This window comes from Pigmentiphaga kullae, assembly GCF_004216695.1.
GTDB lineage: Bacteria > Pseudomonadota > Gammaproteobacteria > Burkholderiales > Burkholderiaceae_B > Pigmentiphaga > Pigmentiphaga kullae.
On record NZ_SGXC01000001.1, the window covers coordinates 2236026 to 2253492 of the forward strand.

Genomic DNA, 17467 nt, shown 5'->3' on the forward strand with positions numbered 1-17467 from the left:
CAAGGTTCACTACAATTCCTCCAGACTCTTCCCCATCACCAGGATCCGCCTCCATGAATCTTCCTTCCGAACTCAAGTACGCCAAGACCCACGAATGGATACGCGCCGACGGCGATCTGCTGGTGGTGGGCATCACCGACCATGCGCAGGACCAGCTGGGCGACCTGGTCTATGTCGGCGACGTCAAGGTCGGGGCCAGGCTCCAGGCCGGCCAGACGGCGGGCGTGGTGGAGTCGGTCAAGGCGGCCTCCGACATCTATGCGCCCGTGGCGGGCGAAATCGTGGCCTTCAACGAAGACCTCTCGGCCAGCCCCGAGCAGCTGAACCAGGCGCCCTACACCGCCTGGATCTTCAAGCTGCGGCCCGACAACATGGCAGACACCGCCGGCCTGCTCGACGCGGCGGGCTACCAGGCCTCGGTCGACGCCGAATGACGCCACCGCCGCGGCCCGTCCGGGCCGCGGCCGGCACCCGCGCGGCGAACGGGTGCGCGCCTCTTAGCCATTCCATCGCAGGCCCACGACAGGACGGGTTCCCATGCTCAAGGCGCTTGAAGACGATGCGGCATTCACGGCCCGCCATATCGGGCCTTCCGATTCCGACCAGGCCGCGATGCTGGCCGTGGTCGGGGCCGACAGCCTGGATGACCTGGTACGCCGCGTGGTGCCGGCGGCCATCCTGGAAACCGCTCCGCTGGACCTGCCGGGCCCGATGACCGAGGCCGGCGCGCTGGCCGGACTCGAGGCCCTGGCGGGGCGCAACATGCTTTTCCGCAGCTATATCGGCCAGGGCTACTACGGCACGCACACGCCGCCGGTCCTCCAGCGCAACATCCTGGAGAACCCGGCCTGGTACACCGCCTATACCCCCTACCAGCCCGAGATATCCCAGGGCCGGCTGCAGGCCCTGCTGGTGTTCCAGACCATGGTGTGCGAGCTGACCGGCCTGGACATCGCCAATGCGTCGCTGCTGGACGAGGCCACCGCGGCCGCCGAGGCCATGACCCTGGCGCGGCGCGGCTCCGCCAGCGACAGCCGGGTGTTTTTCGTGTCCTCGGGCTGCCATCCGCAGACCATCGAGGTGCTGCGCACCCGGGCCTGCGCGCTGGACATCGACGTCGTGGTCGGCGACGAAGCCGCCGGCGTGCCCGCGTGCTTCGGGATCCTGTTGCAGTATCCCTGCAGCACCGGCGAAGTGCGGCGCTACGCGCGGCTGGCCGCCGAGGTGAAGGCGGCCGGCGGCGTGGTCGCGTGCGCGACCGACCTGCTGGCGCTGGCGCTGATCCAGCCGCCGGGCGCCTGGGGGGCGGACATCGCCGTCGGCTCGTCGCAGCGCTTCGGCATCCCGCCCGGATACGGCGGCCCGCACGCCGCGTTCATGGCGTGCCGGGACGAACTCAAGCGCAACCTGCCCGGACGGCTGGTGGGCGTGTCGCGCGATGCCTCGGGCCGGCCGGCGCTGCGGCTGGCGCTGCAAACGCGCGAGCAGCACATCCGCCGCGAGAAGGCCACCTCCAACATCTGCACCTCGCAGGTGCTGCTGGCCGTCATGGCCGCGATGTACGCGGTCTGGCACGGCCCCGATGGCCTCGCGCGCATGGCGGCCCGCGTGCATCGCCAGACGGTGGCGCTGCGCGACGCGCTGGCCCGCCTCGGCATCGAGGCGAGGCATGAATCCTTTTTCGACACGCTGCACTTGCGCACGGGCGACCATACCGCCGCCATCGTCCGCGCGGCCGAGGCGGCGCGCATCAACCTGCGCAAGCTCGACGCGGCGCATCTGGCGGTGTCGCTGGACGAGACCGTGACCGACGCCGACCTGGCGTCCCTGCTGGCGGTGTTCGCCGAAGGCTGCGGCAGGAAGGGCGGTGCGGCCGCGGCCGGCGCGGCCGGGCCGTCCGCGGTCCCGCCGGACCTGGCGCGCGATACGCCGGCGCTGTCCCATCCCGTGTTCCGCTCCATCCGTTCGGAAACCGAGATGCTGCGCTGGCTGCGGCGGCTGTCGGACATGGACCTCGCGCTGGATCGCACCATGATCCCGCTGGGTTCATGCACGATGAAGCTCAACGCCACCGCCGAAATGATGCCGATCACCTGGCCGCGCTTCGCCGCGCTGCATCCGTACGCGCCGGCGTGGCAGGCCGAGGGCTATCGCGAGCTGGTCGCCGGGCTGTCGCGCGCGCTGTGCGAAATCACGGGCTACGACGCCATCAGTTTCCAGCCCAATTCCGGGGCGCAGGGCGAGTACGCCGGCCTGATGGCGGTGCGCGCCTACCATGCCGCGCGCGGCGAATCGGCGCGCGACATCTGCCTGATCCCGGCCTCGGCCCATGGCACCAATCCCGCCTCCGCCCAACTGGCCGGCATGCGCGTCGTGGTGGTGGCGTGCGACCGGCAGGGCAACGTCGACGTCGAGGACCTGCGCCGCAAGGCGGCCGAGGCGGGGCGGGGGCTGGCGGCGCTGATGGTGACCTATCCGTCGACCCATGGCGTGTTCGAGGACGCCATCGGCGAGATCTGCCGCATCGTCCACGACCACGGCGGGCAGGTCTACCTGGACGGCGCCAACATGAATGCCCTGGTCGGCCTGGTCAAGCCCGGCCGCATCGGCGCCGACGTGTCCCACCTGAACCTGCACAAGACCTTCTGCATTCCGCATGGCGGCGGCGGGCCGGGCGTGGGGCCGGTGGCGGTGCGGGCGCACCTGGCGCCGTATCTGCCCGGCGTGGTGGGCGAGGACGGCCGGCTGCCGGCGGGCACGCCCTGCGGCCCCGTGGCCGCCGCGCCGCTGGGGTCGGCGGGCATCCTGCCCATTCCCGCGGCCTACGTGGCGCTGATGGGGGCCGAGGGGCTGCGCAAGGCGACCCAGGTCGCCATCCTGAATGCCAACTACGTGGCCCGCCGGCTGGCCGAACACTATCCCGTCCTGTACACCGGCCGCGGCAGCCACGTGGCGCACGAGTGCATCCTGGACCTGCGGCCCATCAAGCAGCGCTGCGGCATCGACGCCGAGGACGTGGCCAAGCGCCTGATCGACTATGGCTTCCATGCGCCCACGATGAGCTTTCCGGTGGCCGGCACGCTGATGGTGGAGCCGACCGAATCCGAAAGCCGCGCCGAGCTGGATCGCTTCATCGAAGCGATGATCGCCATCCGCGCCGAGATCGCCGAGATCGAAGCAGGGCAGCAGGACCGCGCCGACAACCTGCTCAAGAACGCGCCGCATACCGCCGAGGCGCTGCTGGCGCGGGACTGGCCGCACCCCTATGAGCGCGAGCGCGCGGCCTATCCTGTGCCGTCGCTGCGCGAGCACAAATACTGGCCGCCCGTGGGGCGGGTGGACAACCTGTATGGCGACCGCAACCTGGCCTGCTCGTGCCCGCCCACGAGCGACTATGCCTAGCCGCGATCAGTCCATGGCCACGTGCGGGGCGTCCTCGCCTGCCGCGCGCCGGCGCGAGCGCACGATGGCCAGCAGCGGCACCACGCACAGGGTGGCGATGAACATCAGCTTGAAGGCGTCGACGTAGGCGATCATCGAGGCCTGCTGCGTCACCATCCGGTTCAGCGACTCCAGCGCCGTGGGCGAACTCAGGTCGTAGTTCTGCACCAGCGCGGCGTTGGCCGGATTCATGTGCTCGACCAGCGAGGCATGCACGACCTGGGTATTGCGCGTGACCTGGGCCTGGATCACCGAGATGCCTATGCTGCTGCCGATGTTGCGCATCAGGCTGAAGATGGCCGTGCCGTCGGCCCGCAGTTCGGGGGCCAGCGTGGCGAAGGTGACCGCGCTCAGCGGGACGAATACGAAGCCCAGGCCCACGCCCTGGATGACGCCCGGCCAGACGATGTCGCTTTCGGACAGGACCAGCGTGTAGCCCATCATCTGGTAGAGCGCGACCGCCGACACCAGGAAGCCGGCCAGCAGCATCATGCGCACGTCCATGCGCCCGACCAGCCGTCCCGCGATCAGCATGGCTACCATGGTGCCCACGCCGCTTGGCGCGGTGACCAGGCCGGTGGTGGCCACCGGATAGCCCATCAGTGCCTCCAGCATGGGGGGCAGCAGGGCGCGCGTCGCGTACATCACCGCGCCGATCACGAAGATGAAACAGGTGCCGGTGACGAAATTGCCGTCTTTCAGCAGTTCGTAGCGGAAGAAGGATCCCTTGCCCGCCGTGGCCGTGTGCAGCGCGAAGAAGACGAAGCTGACCAGCGCGACGGCGGCCTCGATGCGTATTTCGAGCGAGCCGAACCAGTCCAGCTGCTGGCCGCGGTCCAGCATGGCCTGCAGCGCCCCGATGGCCAGCGACAGGGTGATGAACCCGAAGAAGTCCAGCGCCTGCCTGGCCGATGGCTTGGAGCGGGGCAGGTAGGTCAGTACGCCGAACAGCGCGAAGGCGCCGATGGGCAGGTTGATCAGGAACACCCAGCGCCAGTTGTAGCTGTCCGTCAGCCAGCCGCCCAGGGTGGGGCCCAGTATCGGCCCCACCATCACGCCCACGCCCCAGATCGCGATGGCCTGCGGCTGCTTGTCGCGCGGATTGATGTCCAGCAGGATGGATTGGGACAACGGCACCAGCGCGGCCCCGAACAGGCCTTGCAGCAGCCGTGCGCCGACGATCTGGGCCAGGGTTTCGGACAGGCCGCACAGCAGCGAGGCCACGGTGAAGCCGCTGACCGCCACCGCCAGCAGGCGCTTGACGCCCAGCCGCGCGGCCAGCCAGCCGGTCAGCGGCGTGGCGATGGCGGCGGCCACGATGTAGGAGGTCAGGACCCAGCTGATTTCGTCCTGGGAGGCGGACAGCGTACCCTGCATGTGGGGCAGCGCGACGTTGGCGATGGTGCTGTCCAGGGTCTGCATCAGCGTGGCCAGCATGATGGACAGGGTGATCATGCGCCGGTTGAGCGGCGCGGCGGGGGTTTGCACGGTAAGCGCCCGGCGGGACTGGAATGATATGTAGGTATATCATATGCTTGCTTACATATTCCCGAACGCGCGGCGATGGGCGACAATAACGCGCGTTCCTCTTGCGGTCTTCCCATGGCGACTCCCTACGACAAGCGCTTCGGTTTCCTGGTGTCCGACATCGGCCGGCTGATGAGCACCGAATTCGATCGCCGGGCGCGCGGGCGGCTGGAGCTCAGCCGCGCGCAGTGCCGCCTGGCCCTGTACCTGTCCTTCCTGGGGCCGATGACGCAGGCGCAACTGGCCGAGACCCTGGATGTCACGCCCATGACCGTCGCCCGCATGCTGGACCGGATGCAGGACGGCGGCTGGGTCACGCGCATGCCGGTGCCCGGCGACAGGCGGGCGTTCCGCGTCGAGGCCACGGCCAAGGCCGAGTCCATGCTGGCGGAGGCGCTGAACGTGGGCGACGAACTGGCCGATTTCGCCCTGCGCGGCCTGACCGAGGCCGAGCAAGGCCAGTTGATAGGATTGCTGCAACGCGTCCGCAACAACATGGCCGCGCCGGACGCGGGGTGATCCATTCGGGGACCGCGCCGGTGCGTATCCGCGGCGAAATGAGAGTGAATTGCAAAAACTGTCGCAGCGCTTAAAATGCTGCACATGCGACATTGGTACGTGTTTCTCGTATTGCTGTTCCTGCCCCTGCAATGGGTGTGGGCGGAGTCCGCCGCGTGCCAGCTCAAGGCGCACGTGGTGGCCAGCTACCAGCACGCCCGTGTCGCGTCCCACCTGCCGGTGGCGGCCGGCCAGGAACTGCGCGAGGCGCCCCAGGTGGGCGCGGCCGTCCGGATCGACATGCCGCGCTGGGAGTTCGAGCTGGACGAGGAATTCGACATCGTCGAGCAGATTTCCGAGCCCGACTGGGGCGACGTGGCGGTGGACGACCTGGTCTGCCGGCCGCCGGCCAACGACAATTCCCACGGGGGCGCCCCGCTCGACCCCCACGAGTTCGACCTTCCCCTGTGCGTCGCGATCGCCGCGCCCGCCCTGGGCGATACGTTGTTCGTCGCTTCGCAGCATCCCCCCGCGCCGGCCCCGGTATTCCGGGCCTACCGGCCGCCGTCGCTGACGGCCTGATCCGCGTCACCCTCGTCTGCGGCGGCTGGTAGCCGCCGCACGCGCCTTGCCGGCGGCCTCGGGCCGCCGCGCGTGTCCGTTCCTACGACCATCATGAAGCCCATCACACTCGTTTTGTCAGTGTGGCTGGCGGGCATGTGTACCCATGCGGCTGCGGCGCAGCCCTACACGCTCGACCAGCTATTGTCCCTAGCCCTGCAGGGCAACAAGGGCGTCGAGGCCGCTTCGGCCGGCGTCGACGTCGCCCGGGCCGGCCTGACCACCGCCAGGGCCTATCCCAATCCCGAGGTGGAATTCACCACGGGGCGCGTTTCCGCGCGCCAGCCCGGCTCCGCCACCGGCGTCGGACAGACGCTGTCCATCACCCAGCGCATCGACCTGCCCAACCAGCGGCGCTTGCGCTACGAGGTCGCCACGGGAACGCTGCGGGCCACCACCGCGAGCCACGAATCGTTCGTCGTGGATCTCGTGGCCAGGGTCAAGCGCGGATTCTACGAAACGCTCCGGCGCGAGGCCGAGTTCTCGGCGGCCCAGGAAGACCTCGCGCTGACCCAGCAGCTGTACAACCGTGCCCAGATCCGGGTCGACGTGGGCGATGCGCCCAAGTACGAGGCCATACGGGTCGGGGCGGAACTGCTCAATGCCCAGAAGAACAACCAGAGCGCGCTGCTGCGCGTGAACCAGGCCAAGTCGTTCCTGCGCCAGCAGGTCGGCGAGATCCTGCCCGCCGGCTTCGCGCTGCAGGGAAGGCTGGGGCGGACATGGTCGCTGGAGCCGCTTGCCAAGCTGCGCGAGACGATGCTGGCGGGCAATGCCGAACTGACCGAATACCGGGCCGCCTTGCAGCGGGCCCGCGCATCGGTCGACTACGAGCGTTCGCTGCGTCTGCCGTCGGTCGCGCTCAAGGCCACGTCCAGCCGCGATCCGGACGTGCGCGATACGCAATTCGGCGTGGTGGTCAGCGTGCCGCTGTGGGATCGCCGGGAGGGCCCGGTCAACGAAGCCGCAGCCGGTGTCATCCGCGCGCGCAGCCAGCTCGAGGCGCGGGAGTTCGAGCTGACCCAGCAACTGGACTCCGCCTACCAGCAGTTCCAGATCGCCGCCTCGCAGGTCGAGGCGCTGGAGTCGGGCATCGTGCGCCAGGCCGAGGCCGCGCTGAACGTGGCAGAGGCCGCGTATCGCTACGGCGAGCGCGGCATCATCGACTATCTCGATGCGCAGCGCGTGCTGCGCACCGCGCGCAACGACCTCATCGCCGCCCAATTCGATCTGCAGATGGCCGCCGTGGAAATCGAGCGGCTGCTGGCCAACTCTTTCGCAGGTGACCCCTCATGATTCCGCGTTCTTCCCGCAAGACTTCCGACGGCGCACGCCGTGTCCCGCCTGCCGCCGGACGGTGGAGCTTCCTGGCGGCATTCTGCCTCGTGCTGGCCGCCTGCGGCGACAAGCCCGCGATCGAGGCCGAGCCGGCCGAAGCGCTCGACCCCAGCATCGTGGTCGCGAGCGAGGCCATGCAGGCCCGCATCCAGGTCGCCCCGATCGCGACCGAGCCGTTCAGCGACGTGCTGCGCGTGGCCGGCCGCATCGATTTCGACCGCCAGCGCATGGCCCGGATCGGCGCACCCGTGACGGGGCGGGTCACCGACATCAACACCACGCTGGGCGCGGCGGTCAAGCCGGGCGACGTGCTGGCGCGGCTGCACAGCACCGAGCTGGGTAGCGCGCAGCTGGCCTACCTGAAGGCCAAGGCCCAGTCCGAACTGCAACAGAACGCCCGCGAGCGGGCTCGCCTGCTGTTCGCCGCCGACGTGATCGGCAAGGCCGAACTGCAGCGGCGCGAGAACGAATACGCGGTGGCCGCGGCCGAGCTGCGCGCCGCGTCCGACCAGTTGAGCGTGCTGGGCATGTCGCCGTCGGCGATCTCCCGCATGGGGAAATCGGGCGAGATCAGTTCCTTCTCGCCTGTGGTGTCCACGCTGCGCGGGTCAGTGGTCGAGTTGAATGTGTCGCCGGGGCAGGTGGTCCAGCCCGCCGACGCGCTGTTTACGGTGGCCGACCTGTCGCGCGTGTGGGCCGTGGCCGAAGTGCCCGAGCAGCAGGCGGACCTGGTGGCGGCGGGCCAGACCGTCGACATCGAGGTGCCGGCGCTGGGCAACCGCAAGATCTCGGGCGAACTGATCTTCGTCGGCCAGGTGGTCGACCCGGCCACGCGCACCGTGCCGGTCAGGACGTCCATCGACAACGCCGACGGCCGGCTCAAGCCGGCCATGCTGGCGACCATGCTGATCGTCAGCCGCCCGACAGAACAGCTCGTGATACCCGCCTCGGCCGTGGTGCGTTTCGAGAACGAAGACCTGGTCTACGTCGAGATCGAACCGGGACGCTTTCGCGCGACCCAGGTACAGATGGGCGCCTCGTACAACGGCAAGCGCGTGGTCGCCTCGGGCCTGAAGGCCGGTGACCGAGTCGTCGTCGAAGGGGCCTTCCACCTCAACAACCAGCGCGCTGGCGTCGATCCGGAGTAACGATCATGCTCGAGAAAATCGTCCGCGCTGCCCTGCAGCAGCGGCTGATCATCGCCGTACTGGCGGTGGTGGCCCTCGTGGTCGGCCTGGACGCCATGCGCAAGATGTCGGTGGATGCCTTCCCGGACGTCACCAACGTCCAGGTCCAGATCGCGACCGACGCCACCGGCCGTTCGCCGGAAGAGGTCGAGCGCTTCGTGACCGTGCCTATCGAGATCGCGATGACAGGCCTGCCCGGACTGCAGGAGATGCGTTCGCTGAACAAGCCTGGACTGTCGCTGATCACCCTGGTCTTCACCGACGCGACCGACGTCTATTTCGCGCGCCAATTGGTGATGGAGCGGCTGATCGAGATCGGCTCGCGCATGCCCACCGGCGTGACGCCCGTGCTCGGGCCCGTGTCCACGGGCCTGGGCGAGGTCTACCAGTACACCCTGGACCGGCCCGATGACGGCGACCGGGAACTGACGCAGAAGGAACTGACGGAACGGCGCATCGTCCAGGACTGGGTGGTGCGTCCGCTGCTGCGGTCCATCCCGCAGGTGGCCGAGATCAATTCGCAGGGCGGCTACGTCAAGCAGTATCAGGTACTGGTCAATCCCGACCGCATGAGCCACTACGGCATCACGCTGCATCAGGTGTACGAAGGGCTGGCGCGCAACAACGCCAACTCGGGCGGGGGCATCCTGCCGCACTACGCCGAGCAGTACCTGATACGCGGCGTGGGCCTGATAGAGAACCTGCAGGACATCGCCAACATCGTGCTGGCCGAGTCCAACGGCACGCCGGTCTATGTGCGCGACGTGGCCGAGGTCGGCATGGGACACGAGGTCCGCTACGGCGCCGTGGTCAAGAACGGCGTGACCGAGTCCGTGGGCGGCATCGTCATGATGATGCGCGGCGGGAACGCCAAGGAGGTGGTGGCGCGCATCAAGCAGCGGGTGGCCGAGATCAACAGCCAGGGCATGCTGCCCGACGGCCTGCAGATCGTGCCCTACTACGATCGCAGCGAACTGGTCGACGCGGCCCTGTGGACCGTGGCCAAGGTGCTGCTGGAAGGCGTCCTGCTGGTCGTCGTCATCCTGTTCCTGTTCCTGGGCGACGTGCGGTCCTCGCTGATCGTCGTGGCGACCCTGGTGCTGACGCCGCTGCTGACCTTCTTCGCGATGAACCGGTTGGGCATCTCGGCCAACCTGATGTCGCTGGGCGGACTGGCGGTCGCCATCGGCCTGATGGTGGACGGTTCCGTGGTGGTGGTGGAAAACGCCTTTGCCCATCTGGGCCACGCCAAGGACAGCGGCGAGAGCAAGGTCCGCATCATCCTCAAGGCGGTGGCCGAGGTGGCGACGCCCGTGGTGTTCGGCATAGGCATCATCATCCTGGTGTTCCTGCCGCTGATGACGCTGCAGGGCATGGAAGGCAAGATGTTCGCGCCGCTGGCCTACACCATCGCCATCGCGCTGGCGATCTCGCTGGTGTTGTCGCTGACGCTGTCGCCGGTGTTGTCGTCCTATCTGCTCAAGGGCGGGGCCGAGCACGATACGCGCATGATCGCCTTCATGAAGCGGCACTACCTGCGGATGCTGGACTGGGTGCTGCGCAACACGAAGAAGACGCTCGTCATGGCGGTGCTGGCCTTTGGCGCCTCGGTGGCCGTGCTGCCCTTCCTGGGCACCTCCTTCATTCCGGAGATGAAGGAGGGATCGATCGTACCGGGCATCAACCGCGTGCCCAACATCTCGCTCGAGGAGTCGATCGAGCTGGAGCGCCAGGCCATGAAGATCGTCATGGGCGTGCCAGGCGTCAAATCGGCGATATCCGGGGTGGGCCGGGGCGAAAGTCCCGCCGATCCGCAGGCGCAGAACGAGTCCACGCCCATCGTCAGTCTCAAGCCGCAGGACGAATGGCCCGAGGGCTGGACCCAGGACACCATCGCCGAGGAGATCCGCAAGCGCCTGGAAGTGATCCCCAGCGCGCAGATCATCATGGCGCAGCCGATTTCCGACCGCGTCGACGAAATGGTCACCGGTGTGCGCTCGGATGTGGCCGTGAAGGTATTCGGCGAGGACCTGGACCGGCTGCTGCAGAAGGCCCAGGAGATCGCGCGGGTGGCCGAGACGGTGCAGGGCGCGCGCGACGTGAGGGTGGATCGCGTCAGCGGCCAGCAGTACCTGTCCATCAATATCGACCGACAGGCCATCGCCCGCTACGGCCTGAATGTGTCGGACGTGCACGATGTGATCGAAGTGGCCATCGCCGGCAAGACCGCCACCGAGATCTACGAAGGCGAGCGCAGGTTCTCGGCGGCCGTGCGCCTGCCCGAGAGCTTCCGCGGCAGCGTGCAGTCCATCCGCCAGATCCTGCTGACCACGCCGCACGGCGTGCGCGTGCCGCTGGAAAGCCTGGCCGCCATCGAAGTGCGCGACGGACCGGCGCAGATCAGCCGCGAAGGCGGCAAGCGGCGCGTGGTGGTCGCCATCAACGTGCAGGACCGCGACCTGGGCGGTTTCGTGGCGGAGCTGCAGCAGACGGTGCAGGGCAAGGTGCAGTTGCCGACCGGCTACTACCTGGAGTGGGGCGGCCAGTTCCAGAACATGGAGCGGGCGCTTGGCCACCTGTCCATCATCGTGCCCGCCACCGTGGCCGCCATCTTCTTCCTGTTGTTCCTGCTGTTCAATTCGGTGCGCTACGCGACGCTGATCATCACCGTGCTGCCGTTCGCCTCCATCGGCGGCATCATCGCCCTGTTCGTGACGGGCGAGTACCTGTCGGTGCCTGCGTCGGTGGGCTTCATCGCGCTGTGGGGCATCGCCGTGCTGAACGGGGTGGTGATGGTGTCCTACATACGCAAGCTGCGGATGGAGGGCAGGCCGCTGGCCGAGGCGGTGGTGGAAGGGGCGACCATGCGTTTCCGCCCGGTCATGATGACCGCCACCGTGGCGATGCTGGGCCTGGTGCCTTTCCTGTTCGCCACGGGGCCCGGGTCCGAAGTGCAGAAGCCGCTTGCGGTGGTGGTGATCGGGGGATTGATCACGTGCACGGCGTTGACGCTGTTGGTGCTGCCGATGCTGTACCGGTGGTTCGACGAAGAGTCGCCCGAGGCATAGACGAATGCAAGGAGAAATCGAATGAAGGAAATCAAGGCGATCATACGGCCGGTGCGCCTGGACGACGTGCGCGAGGCGCTGATGCGCACGCCGGGTTTTCCCGGCATGACCGTCACGCACGTCGAAGGGTGCAGCGCGCCGGGGCGGCACCAGCCGCAGAATCTCAAGGAAGAGCTGCTGGATTTCTCGCCCAAGGTGCGCATCGAGATGGTGGCGGCGGACGAATATGCCGACACCTTGTACGAGGCCCTGAAGCAGGCGGCCACGACCGGCCACGTCGGCGACGGCCTGGTCTGGATGAGCGAGGTGGCGCGCTGCGACTACCTGTGGCAGCCCGGCGGTTGACCCCGGGTATGCCGGCCGGTGCGGTTGTCCGGACAAATTTTTCGTTGTTTTTCTGAGATATGGCAATACCGGCCCCCACCAGGGCCGGTTTTCATATGCGCGCGGGCCGCGCCCGATGGCATGGATATTGCACGGTCCGCCTGCCGTCCGCCGCATCGGCGCGGTGGCCTGCGATGACTGATGTGTCGCAAAGAAAAAACGGAGACAGACATGGACAGGTACGGACGAATCCGATGGTCGTCGCTGGCGGCGGCCGCCTTGTTGCTGGCCGCCTGCGGGGGCGGCGATGGTGATGGCGGAGGTTCGAGTCCGCCACCGGGGCCCGGCGCCCAGGTGCCCGGAGTCAAGGAGCAAGTGGAAATCGTACGGGACCGCCATGGCGTGTCCCATATTTTTGCCCAGAACCAGCGCGACCTGTTCTTCGCCCAGGGCTACAACGCCGCGCGCGACCGCCTCTGGCAGCTGGATCAGTGGCGGCGGCGGGGCGAGGGCAAGATGGCCGAGCAGTTCGGCGCCCGCTTCGTGCCGGCCGACCGCGCGGCGCGCAAGTTCCTGTTCCGCGGCGACGCCGAGGCGGAGTTCGCCAGCTACCATCCGCAGGGCAAGGAAATCCTGACCGCCTTCTCCGACGGCATCAACGCCTACGTCGATGAGGTCAAGGCCGATCCGGCCAAGCTGCCCATCGAGTTCCGCCTGACCGGCACCGAGCCCGGCCGCTGGTCGCCCACCTCGTCGCTGATCCGCATCTACGGCATCACGCGCAACGTCAGCACCGAGATTTCCATGGCGCGCCGCATCGCGGCCGTGGGCCTGCCGACCACGCAGGAACTGACCGACCAGCAGCCGCCCAGGACCCTGCAGGTGCCGGCGGGCCTGGATGTCGGGACCCTGACCACGGCCATCCTGGCCGAGTATCAACTGGCGCGCGGCGGCATGGCGTTCGAGGCCGGCGATTTCCCGCGCAGCCCGCTTGCGCCGCTCGACCGCGAGCGCCTGGCTTCCGCCCTGTCGGCCAGCGGCGGCACGGCCAAGCGCGAGCCCGAGGAACTGCTGGCCCTCCAGCACGAAAGCAACAACTGGACGGTGTCCGGGGACCGCACCGCCTCCGGCAAGCCCATCCTGGCGGGCGATCCGCACCGCGCGATCAGCATGCCTTCGCTGCGCTACATGGTCCACCTGCATGCTCCGGGCTGGAACGTGATCGGCGCCGGCGAGCCGGCGCTGCCGGGCGTGTCGATGGGACACAATGAACGCATCGCCTTCGGCCTGACCATCTTCGCCTACGGCGACGAGGAAGACCTGTACGTCTACGAGACCAATCCGGCCAATCCCGACCAGTACCGCTACAAGGGCGCCTGGGAAACCATGAGGAAGGTGGAGGAAAAAGTGCCCGTGAGGGACCAGGCCGAGCAGACGGTGACGCTCAAGTTCACGCGCCATGGCCCTGTGGTGTACGAGGACGCGGGGGCCAACAAGGCCTACGCCGTGCGCGCCGCCTACCTGGAGTTCCCGGGCACCGCGGCCTACCTGGCCAGCCTGCGGCTGAACCAGGCGAACAACTGGACCGAGTTCAGCGAGGGCATGGCGCGCCATTTCACGCCGGGCGAGAACATGGTCTATGCCGACGTGGACGGCAACATCGGCTGGTTCGGCGGATCGCTGGTGCCGATACGGCCCAACCCGGACTGGACGGGACTGCTGCCGGTGCCGGGCGACGGGCGCTACGAGTGGGCGGGCTATCTGTCCGGCTCATTGCTGCCGCGCATCCTGAATCCCCGCGAGGGCTACTTCGCCACGGCCAACCAGTTCAACGTGCCCGACGACTACGCCTACCGCGACCTGACCAACACCATGGGCTGGGCCGAACCCTATCGCTACGACCGCATCGTCGAGGTGCTCAAGACCTCCACGCGGCATACCGTGCAGGATTCGGCCAAGCTGCAGATCGACGAACTGTCGATCCCGGCGCGCACGCTGGTGCCCATGCTGGCCGGCCTGAACTCCGGCGACGCGGACGTGGCCGATGCCTTGCAGCGCCTGCGCGCCTGGGACTACGTGGCCAGCGTCGACTCCGTGGCCGCTACCATCTTCGAGGCGTGGCTGCCCAAGGTGTCCGCGCAGGTCACCAGTCTGGTCGTGCCCCCGGCGGGCCGTTCGCTGTTCGGGACGCTGTCCAAGCCCGTGGTGTTCGCGCGGCTGGCGGCGCCCGACGCGGTGTTCGGGCCCGATCCGGTGGCGGGGCGCAACGCGCTGCTGCTGGACACGCTGAAGTCGGCCATGGGCGACCTGAAGACGCGGCTGGGCGGCGACGTCTCGGCGTGGAAGTGGGGATCGCTGCACCACATCAAGTTCGACCACGAACTGGCGGCGTTCCTGGATGCCGGCATGGCCGGAGACCTGGCCACCCAGCGCTTCCAGGTCGGCGGCACCGGCGACACCGTCCATCGCGCCTCGTACCGCACGTCGGACTACCGCGTGACCAGCGGCGCATCCTACCGGCAGATCATCGACGTGGCCGATTGGGACAAGTCGCTCGCGATCAACGTGCCGGGGCAGTCCGCCGATCCGGCCAGCCCGTACTACGACAACCTCCTGGAGGCCTGGGCCAAGGGCGACTACTTCCCGATGGTCTATACGCGCGGCGCGATCGACGCGGTGAAGGCCGATTCGTGGACCCTGCGTCCCGTGGCGCGCTGAGGGAGGCGGCGATGCGCAAGCCGATCGTGGTCGCAGCGGTGCTGGTGGCGCTGGCGGCGGCGCTCGCCGCCGGCATGGCCGCGGGCAGCCGTGTCACGCTGCTGGTGCTGGACGTGCCGGACCGGCAGGCCACGCTGCTGGTCAAGCGCAGCGCGTCGCTGGGCATGGGATGGCTGGAGTCCGAAGCCACCCTGTGCCGGCGCCAGCAGCCGGGCTCGCCCCTGCATTCGGTGATGCTGTCGCCGGAGTTCTGCCCGCTGGCCCTGGCGGCGGGCCAGGAAACGCGTGGGGACCGCGTCCTGCTGACCCTGCCCTTCCTGGCCTGGCTGCACGGCCTGGCCGGGCGCGCGCTGGCCTAGGTTCAGGCTACGCCCGCACCCGGTCGTAGGTCACGAAGTCGTAGCCCAGGCCGTCTTCGGGCGGCTGCGCTACGCGCGAGGCCTCGCGCCATTGGCCGGCGGGCAGCGGCGGAAACCAGGCATCGCCCGGCACCTCCGCGTGCACCTCGGTCGCGATCAGCATGTCCGCGCGGTCCAGCGCCGCGGCGTAGATCTGGGCGCCGCCGATCACGAATACCTGCCCGGCGTCCCCGGCCGCGGCCAGGGCCTCCTCCAGCGTGTGCACCACTGTCGCGCCCTCGGCCGCATAGGCCGGGTCGCGTGTGACGACGATATTCTGCCGGCCCGGCAGCGGCCGGCCCAGCGATTCCCAGGTCTTGCGTCCCATGACGATGGGATGGCCGAGCGTGGTGCGCTTGAAGTGCGCCAGGTCGCCGCGCAGGCGCCAGGGCAGGGCGTTGTCGCGTCCGATGACGCGGTTGCTGGCGTAGGCGACGATAAGGATGAGCTGGGCGGGCATGGCGGGAAAGAATCTGGCGTATCCAGCCCGCAATCTAGCATGAACGCCACCGGTCTCCGGTGGCTCGCCGGTTGAGACGGATGGCTGCCAGACCGCGTGATTTCTGATACAACGCAAGGCTGTGGGCCCGGTTCGCGCCGCGGCCGGACCGCAACGACAATCATCCATCACCAATCGACAAGGGAATCATGGGAACGCAGATCGAATTGACCGCTTCAGACGGTGTCACCATTTCCGCCTACCGCGCCGACCCCGCCGGCAAGCCGCGCGGCGGCCTGATCGTGTGCCAGGAGATCTTCGGCGTCAACGTCCATGTCCGCGGCGTGTGCGACCGCTATGCCCAGGAAGGCTACCTGGCCATCGCCCCCGCGTTCTTCGACCGGGTTCAGCCGGGCGTGGAACTGGGCTATGAGCCCGACGACATCGCCAAGGGACGCGAATTGATGCAGAAGGTCTCCATCGACAACGCCCTGAAGGACGTCGCCGCCGCCCTGGCCATCGCCAGCGAGGCGGGCAAGGTCGGCATCGTCGGCTACTGCTGGGGCGGCACCGTGGCATGGGCCGCCGCGGGCCGCCTGGACGGCCTGTCGGCCGCCATTCCCTACTATGGCGGCGGCATCGCCGGCATGGCCGACAAGAAGCCGCGCATCCCGACCATGGCGCACTTCGGCGAGAAAGACCACTCGATTTCGATGGCCGACGTCGAGAAAATCCGCGCCGCCCAGCCCGACGTGATCGTCCACACCTATGCGGCCGGCCACGGCTTCAACTGCGAGATGCGGGGTTCGTACGACAAGCCCAGTGCCGACCTGGCGCTGTCGCGCTCGCTGGAGTTCCTGCGCCAGCACGTGGGCTGACGCGAAACGCCGTCCGGCCGCAGGCTCTGGGGAAAACCGCTCCTAGGCCGGCGCGCCGGACGCAGCGGCTTCCTCCAGGCATTCGATCAGCAGCGTCGTGCTGGGGGACATGGTCCGGTTGAGGTTCCAGGTGATGCCCAATGGGCGCATCAGCTTTGGGAAATTGAAGGGCAGCACCGACACCAGGCCCTGGCGCCGGTAGTGGTGGGCGATGTCGCGCGTCATGGTGGCGATGGCATCGGTTTCCTGCAGATAGGCCAGCACGAACTGCACCGACAGCGCCTCGACGAAATCGGCCGGCATCGGGAAACCGTGCTGCTCGAAGGTGCGTTCCAGCGGTTCGTGCAGCAGTCCCTCGGACGAAGGCAGCACCCAGGGGCAGTGCATGATGTCCGCCCACTCCAGGCGCTTGCGCCGCGCCAGAGGATGACCGGGCCGGGCGATCAGCACCACCGGTTCCTGCGACAGCACCTTGCCGCCCAGTTCGGGCAAGGCGTGCTTCTCGGCCAGGCGTCCGACGATCAGATCCAGTTCGCCCTGAAGCAACTGCGGCAGCAGCCGCTCCATCGTGCCTTCGCGCAACAGGACGTTGGTCCTGGGCGCGCGTTGCTTGAGCAGCGCGACGCTGCGCGGCAGCAGGGCGGGCACGACGTTGGACAGCACGCCGACGCGGATGCGGCCCGTATCGCCGTCCAGCAAGCCCTTGAGTTCGTCCCGCGCCTGGGAAAAATCGTTCAGCAGCCGGCGCGCGTGGCGGATCAGGCATTCCCCGTAGAGCGTCGGCGTCACGCCTTTGGGGGTGCGCTCGAACAGCTTCAGGTCCAGCCCCTTCTCCATCTCGCCCAGCATCTTGGAGACGGCCGGCTGTGTGACGTTGATGTGGGCGGCGACCTTGCCGATGTGGCGCAGCTCGTCCAGCGCCACCAGCAAACGCAGGTGCCGGGGCCGCAATTCGTTCCGTATGTACCAGTCGAGCTGCGTCATGCCTGCTTCCGTCGGACGAAGTGCGGGCGATCTTAGCACCGGGGCG

Annotated in this window: 14 protein-coding genes; 11 read left to right on the top strand and 3 right to left on the bottom strand. The window is 68.4% G+C overall.

The window, feature by feature from the left end; all coding sequences use genetic code 11:
• Nucleotides 1-53 precede the first annotated feature (53 nt).
• Together gcvH and gcvP are read left to right on the top strand one after the other, a co-directional pair.
• The gene (gene gcvH / locus EV675_RS10950; protein WP_130357266.1) at nt 54-434 is read left to right on the top strand and encodes a glycine cleavage system protein GcvH; all 381 of its coding nucleotides are present in this window, start codon (nt 54-56) and stop codon (nt 432-434) included.
• Nucleotides 435-537: 103 nt separating this feature from the next.
• Complete coding sequence (gene gcvP / locus EV675_RS10955) at nt 538-3402, top strand: aminomethyl-transferring glycine dehydrogenase (RefSeq protein ID WP_130357267.1); 2865 nt, start codon at nt 538-540, stop codon at nt 3400-3402.
• Nucleotides 3403-3408: 6 nt separating this feature from the next.
• Here the strand turns inward: gcvP and EV675_RS10960 are convergent, their stop codons facing one another.
• Complete coding sequence (locus EV675_RS10960) at nt 3409-4896, bottom strand: DHA2 family efflux MFS transporter permease subunit (RefSeq protein WP_130357991.1); 1488 nt, start codon at nt 4894-4896, stop codon at nt 3409-3411.
• Nucleotides 4897-5043: 147 nt separating this feature from the next.
• On the opposite strand from EV675_RS10960, the gene EV675_RS10965 reads away from it, so the two are divergent.
• From EV675_RS10965 to EV675_RS11000, 8 genes are all read left to right on the top strand, one after another.
• Nucleotides 5044-5487: a MarR family winged helix-turn-helix transcriptional regulator gene (locus EV675_RS10965; RefSeq protein WP_130357268.1), complete on the top strand. Its 444-nt coding sequence runs from the start codon at nt 5044-5046 to the stop codon at nt 5485-5487.
• Nucleotides 5488-5586: 99 nt separating this feature from the next.
• Nucleotides 5587-6048, top strand: coding sequence for a hypothetical protein (locus EV675_RS10970; protein WP_130357269.1), 462 nt, complete (start codon nt 5587-5589; stop codon nt 6046-6048).
• Nucleotides 6049-6141: 93 nt separating this feature from the next.
• Nucleotides 6142-7383 (top strand): TolC family protein, encoded by a 1242-nt coding sequence (locus EV675_RS10975; protein WP_130357270.1) that lies wholly within the window; start codon nt 6142-6144, stop codon nt 7381-7383.
• Nucleotides 7380-8573 (top strand): efflux RND transporter periplasmic adaptor subunit, encoded by a 1194-nt coding sequence (locus EV675_RS10980; protein WP_130357271.1) that lies wholly within the window; start codon nt 7380-7382, stop codon nt 8571-8573. The genes EV675_RS10975 and EV675_RS10980 overlap by 4 nt, the downstream gene beginning before the upstream one ends.
• Nucleotides 8574-8578: 5 nt before the next feature.
• Nucleotides 8579-11680: an efflux RND transporter permease subunit gene (locus tag EV675_RS10985; RefSeq protein WP_130357272.1), complete on the top strand. Its 3102-nt coding sequence runs from the start codon at nt 8579-8581 to the stop codon at nt 11678-11680.
• A 21-nt stretch (nt 11681-11701) separates the two neighbouring features.
• Nucleotides 11702-12025 carry a P-II family nitrogen regulator gene (locus EV675_RS10990; RefSeq protein WP_130357273.1) on the top strand — a complete coding sequence of 108 codons (324 nt, stop codon included), beginning with the start codon at nt 11702-11704 and terminating at the stop codon, nt 12023-12025.
• A 210-nt stretch (nt 12026-12235) separates the two neighbouring features.
• Complete coding sequence (locus tag EV675_RS10995; protein ID WP_130357274.1) at nt 12236-14722, top strand: penicillin acylase family protein; 2487 nt, start codon at nt 12236-12238, stop codon at nt 14720-14722.
• A gap of 11 nt (nt 14723-14733) precedes the next feature.
• On the top strand, nt 14734-15081 hold the full coding sequence (locus tag EV675_RS11000; protein WP_130357275.1) for a hypothetical protein: 348 nt from the start codon (nt 14734-14736) through the stop codon (nt 15079-15081).
• Between the two features lie 7 nt (nt 15082-15088).
• On the opposite strand, the gene EV675_RS11005 is transcribed toward EV675_RS11000, so the two are convergent.
• The gene (locus tag EV675_RS11005; protein WP_130357276.1) at nt 15089-15580 is read right to left on the bottom strand and encodes a dihydrofolate reductase; all 492 of its coding nucleotides are present in this window, start codon (nt 15578-15580) and stop codon (nt 15089-15091) included.
• A gap of 188 nt (nt 15581-15768) precedes the next feature.
• Here EV675_RS11005 and EV675_RS11010 point away from each other — a divergent pair, with 188 nt between their 5' ends.
• The gene (locus tag EV675_RS11010; protein WP_130357277.1) at nt 15769-16437 is read left to right on the top strand and encodes a dienelactone hydrolase family protein; all 669 of its coding nucleotides are present in this window, start codon (nt 15769-15771) and stop codon (nt 16435-16437) included.
• Nucleotides 16438-16479: 42 nt separating this feature from the next.
• On the opposite strand, the gene EV675_RS11015 is transcribed toward EV675_RS11010, so the two are convergent.
• On the bottom strand, nt 16480-17421 hold the full coding sequence (locus tag EV675_RS11015; protein ID WP_165404530.1) for a LysR family transcriptional regulator: 942 nt from the start codon (nt 17419-17421) through the stop codon (nt 16480-16482).
• Between the last annotated feature and the right edge of the window lie 46 nt (nt 17422-17467).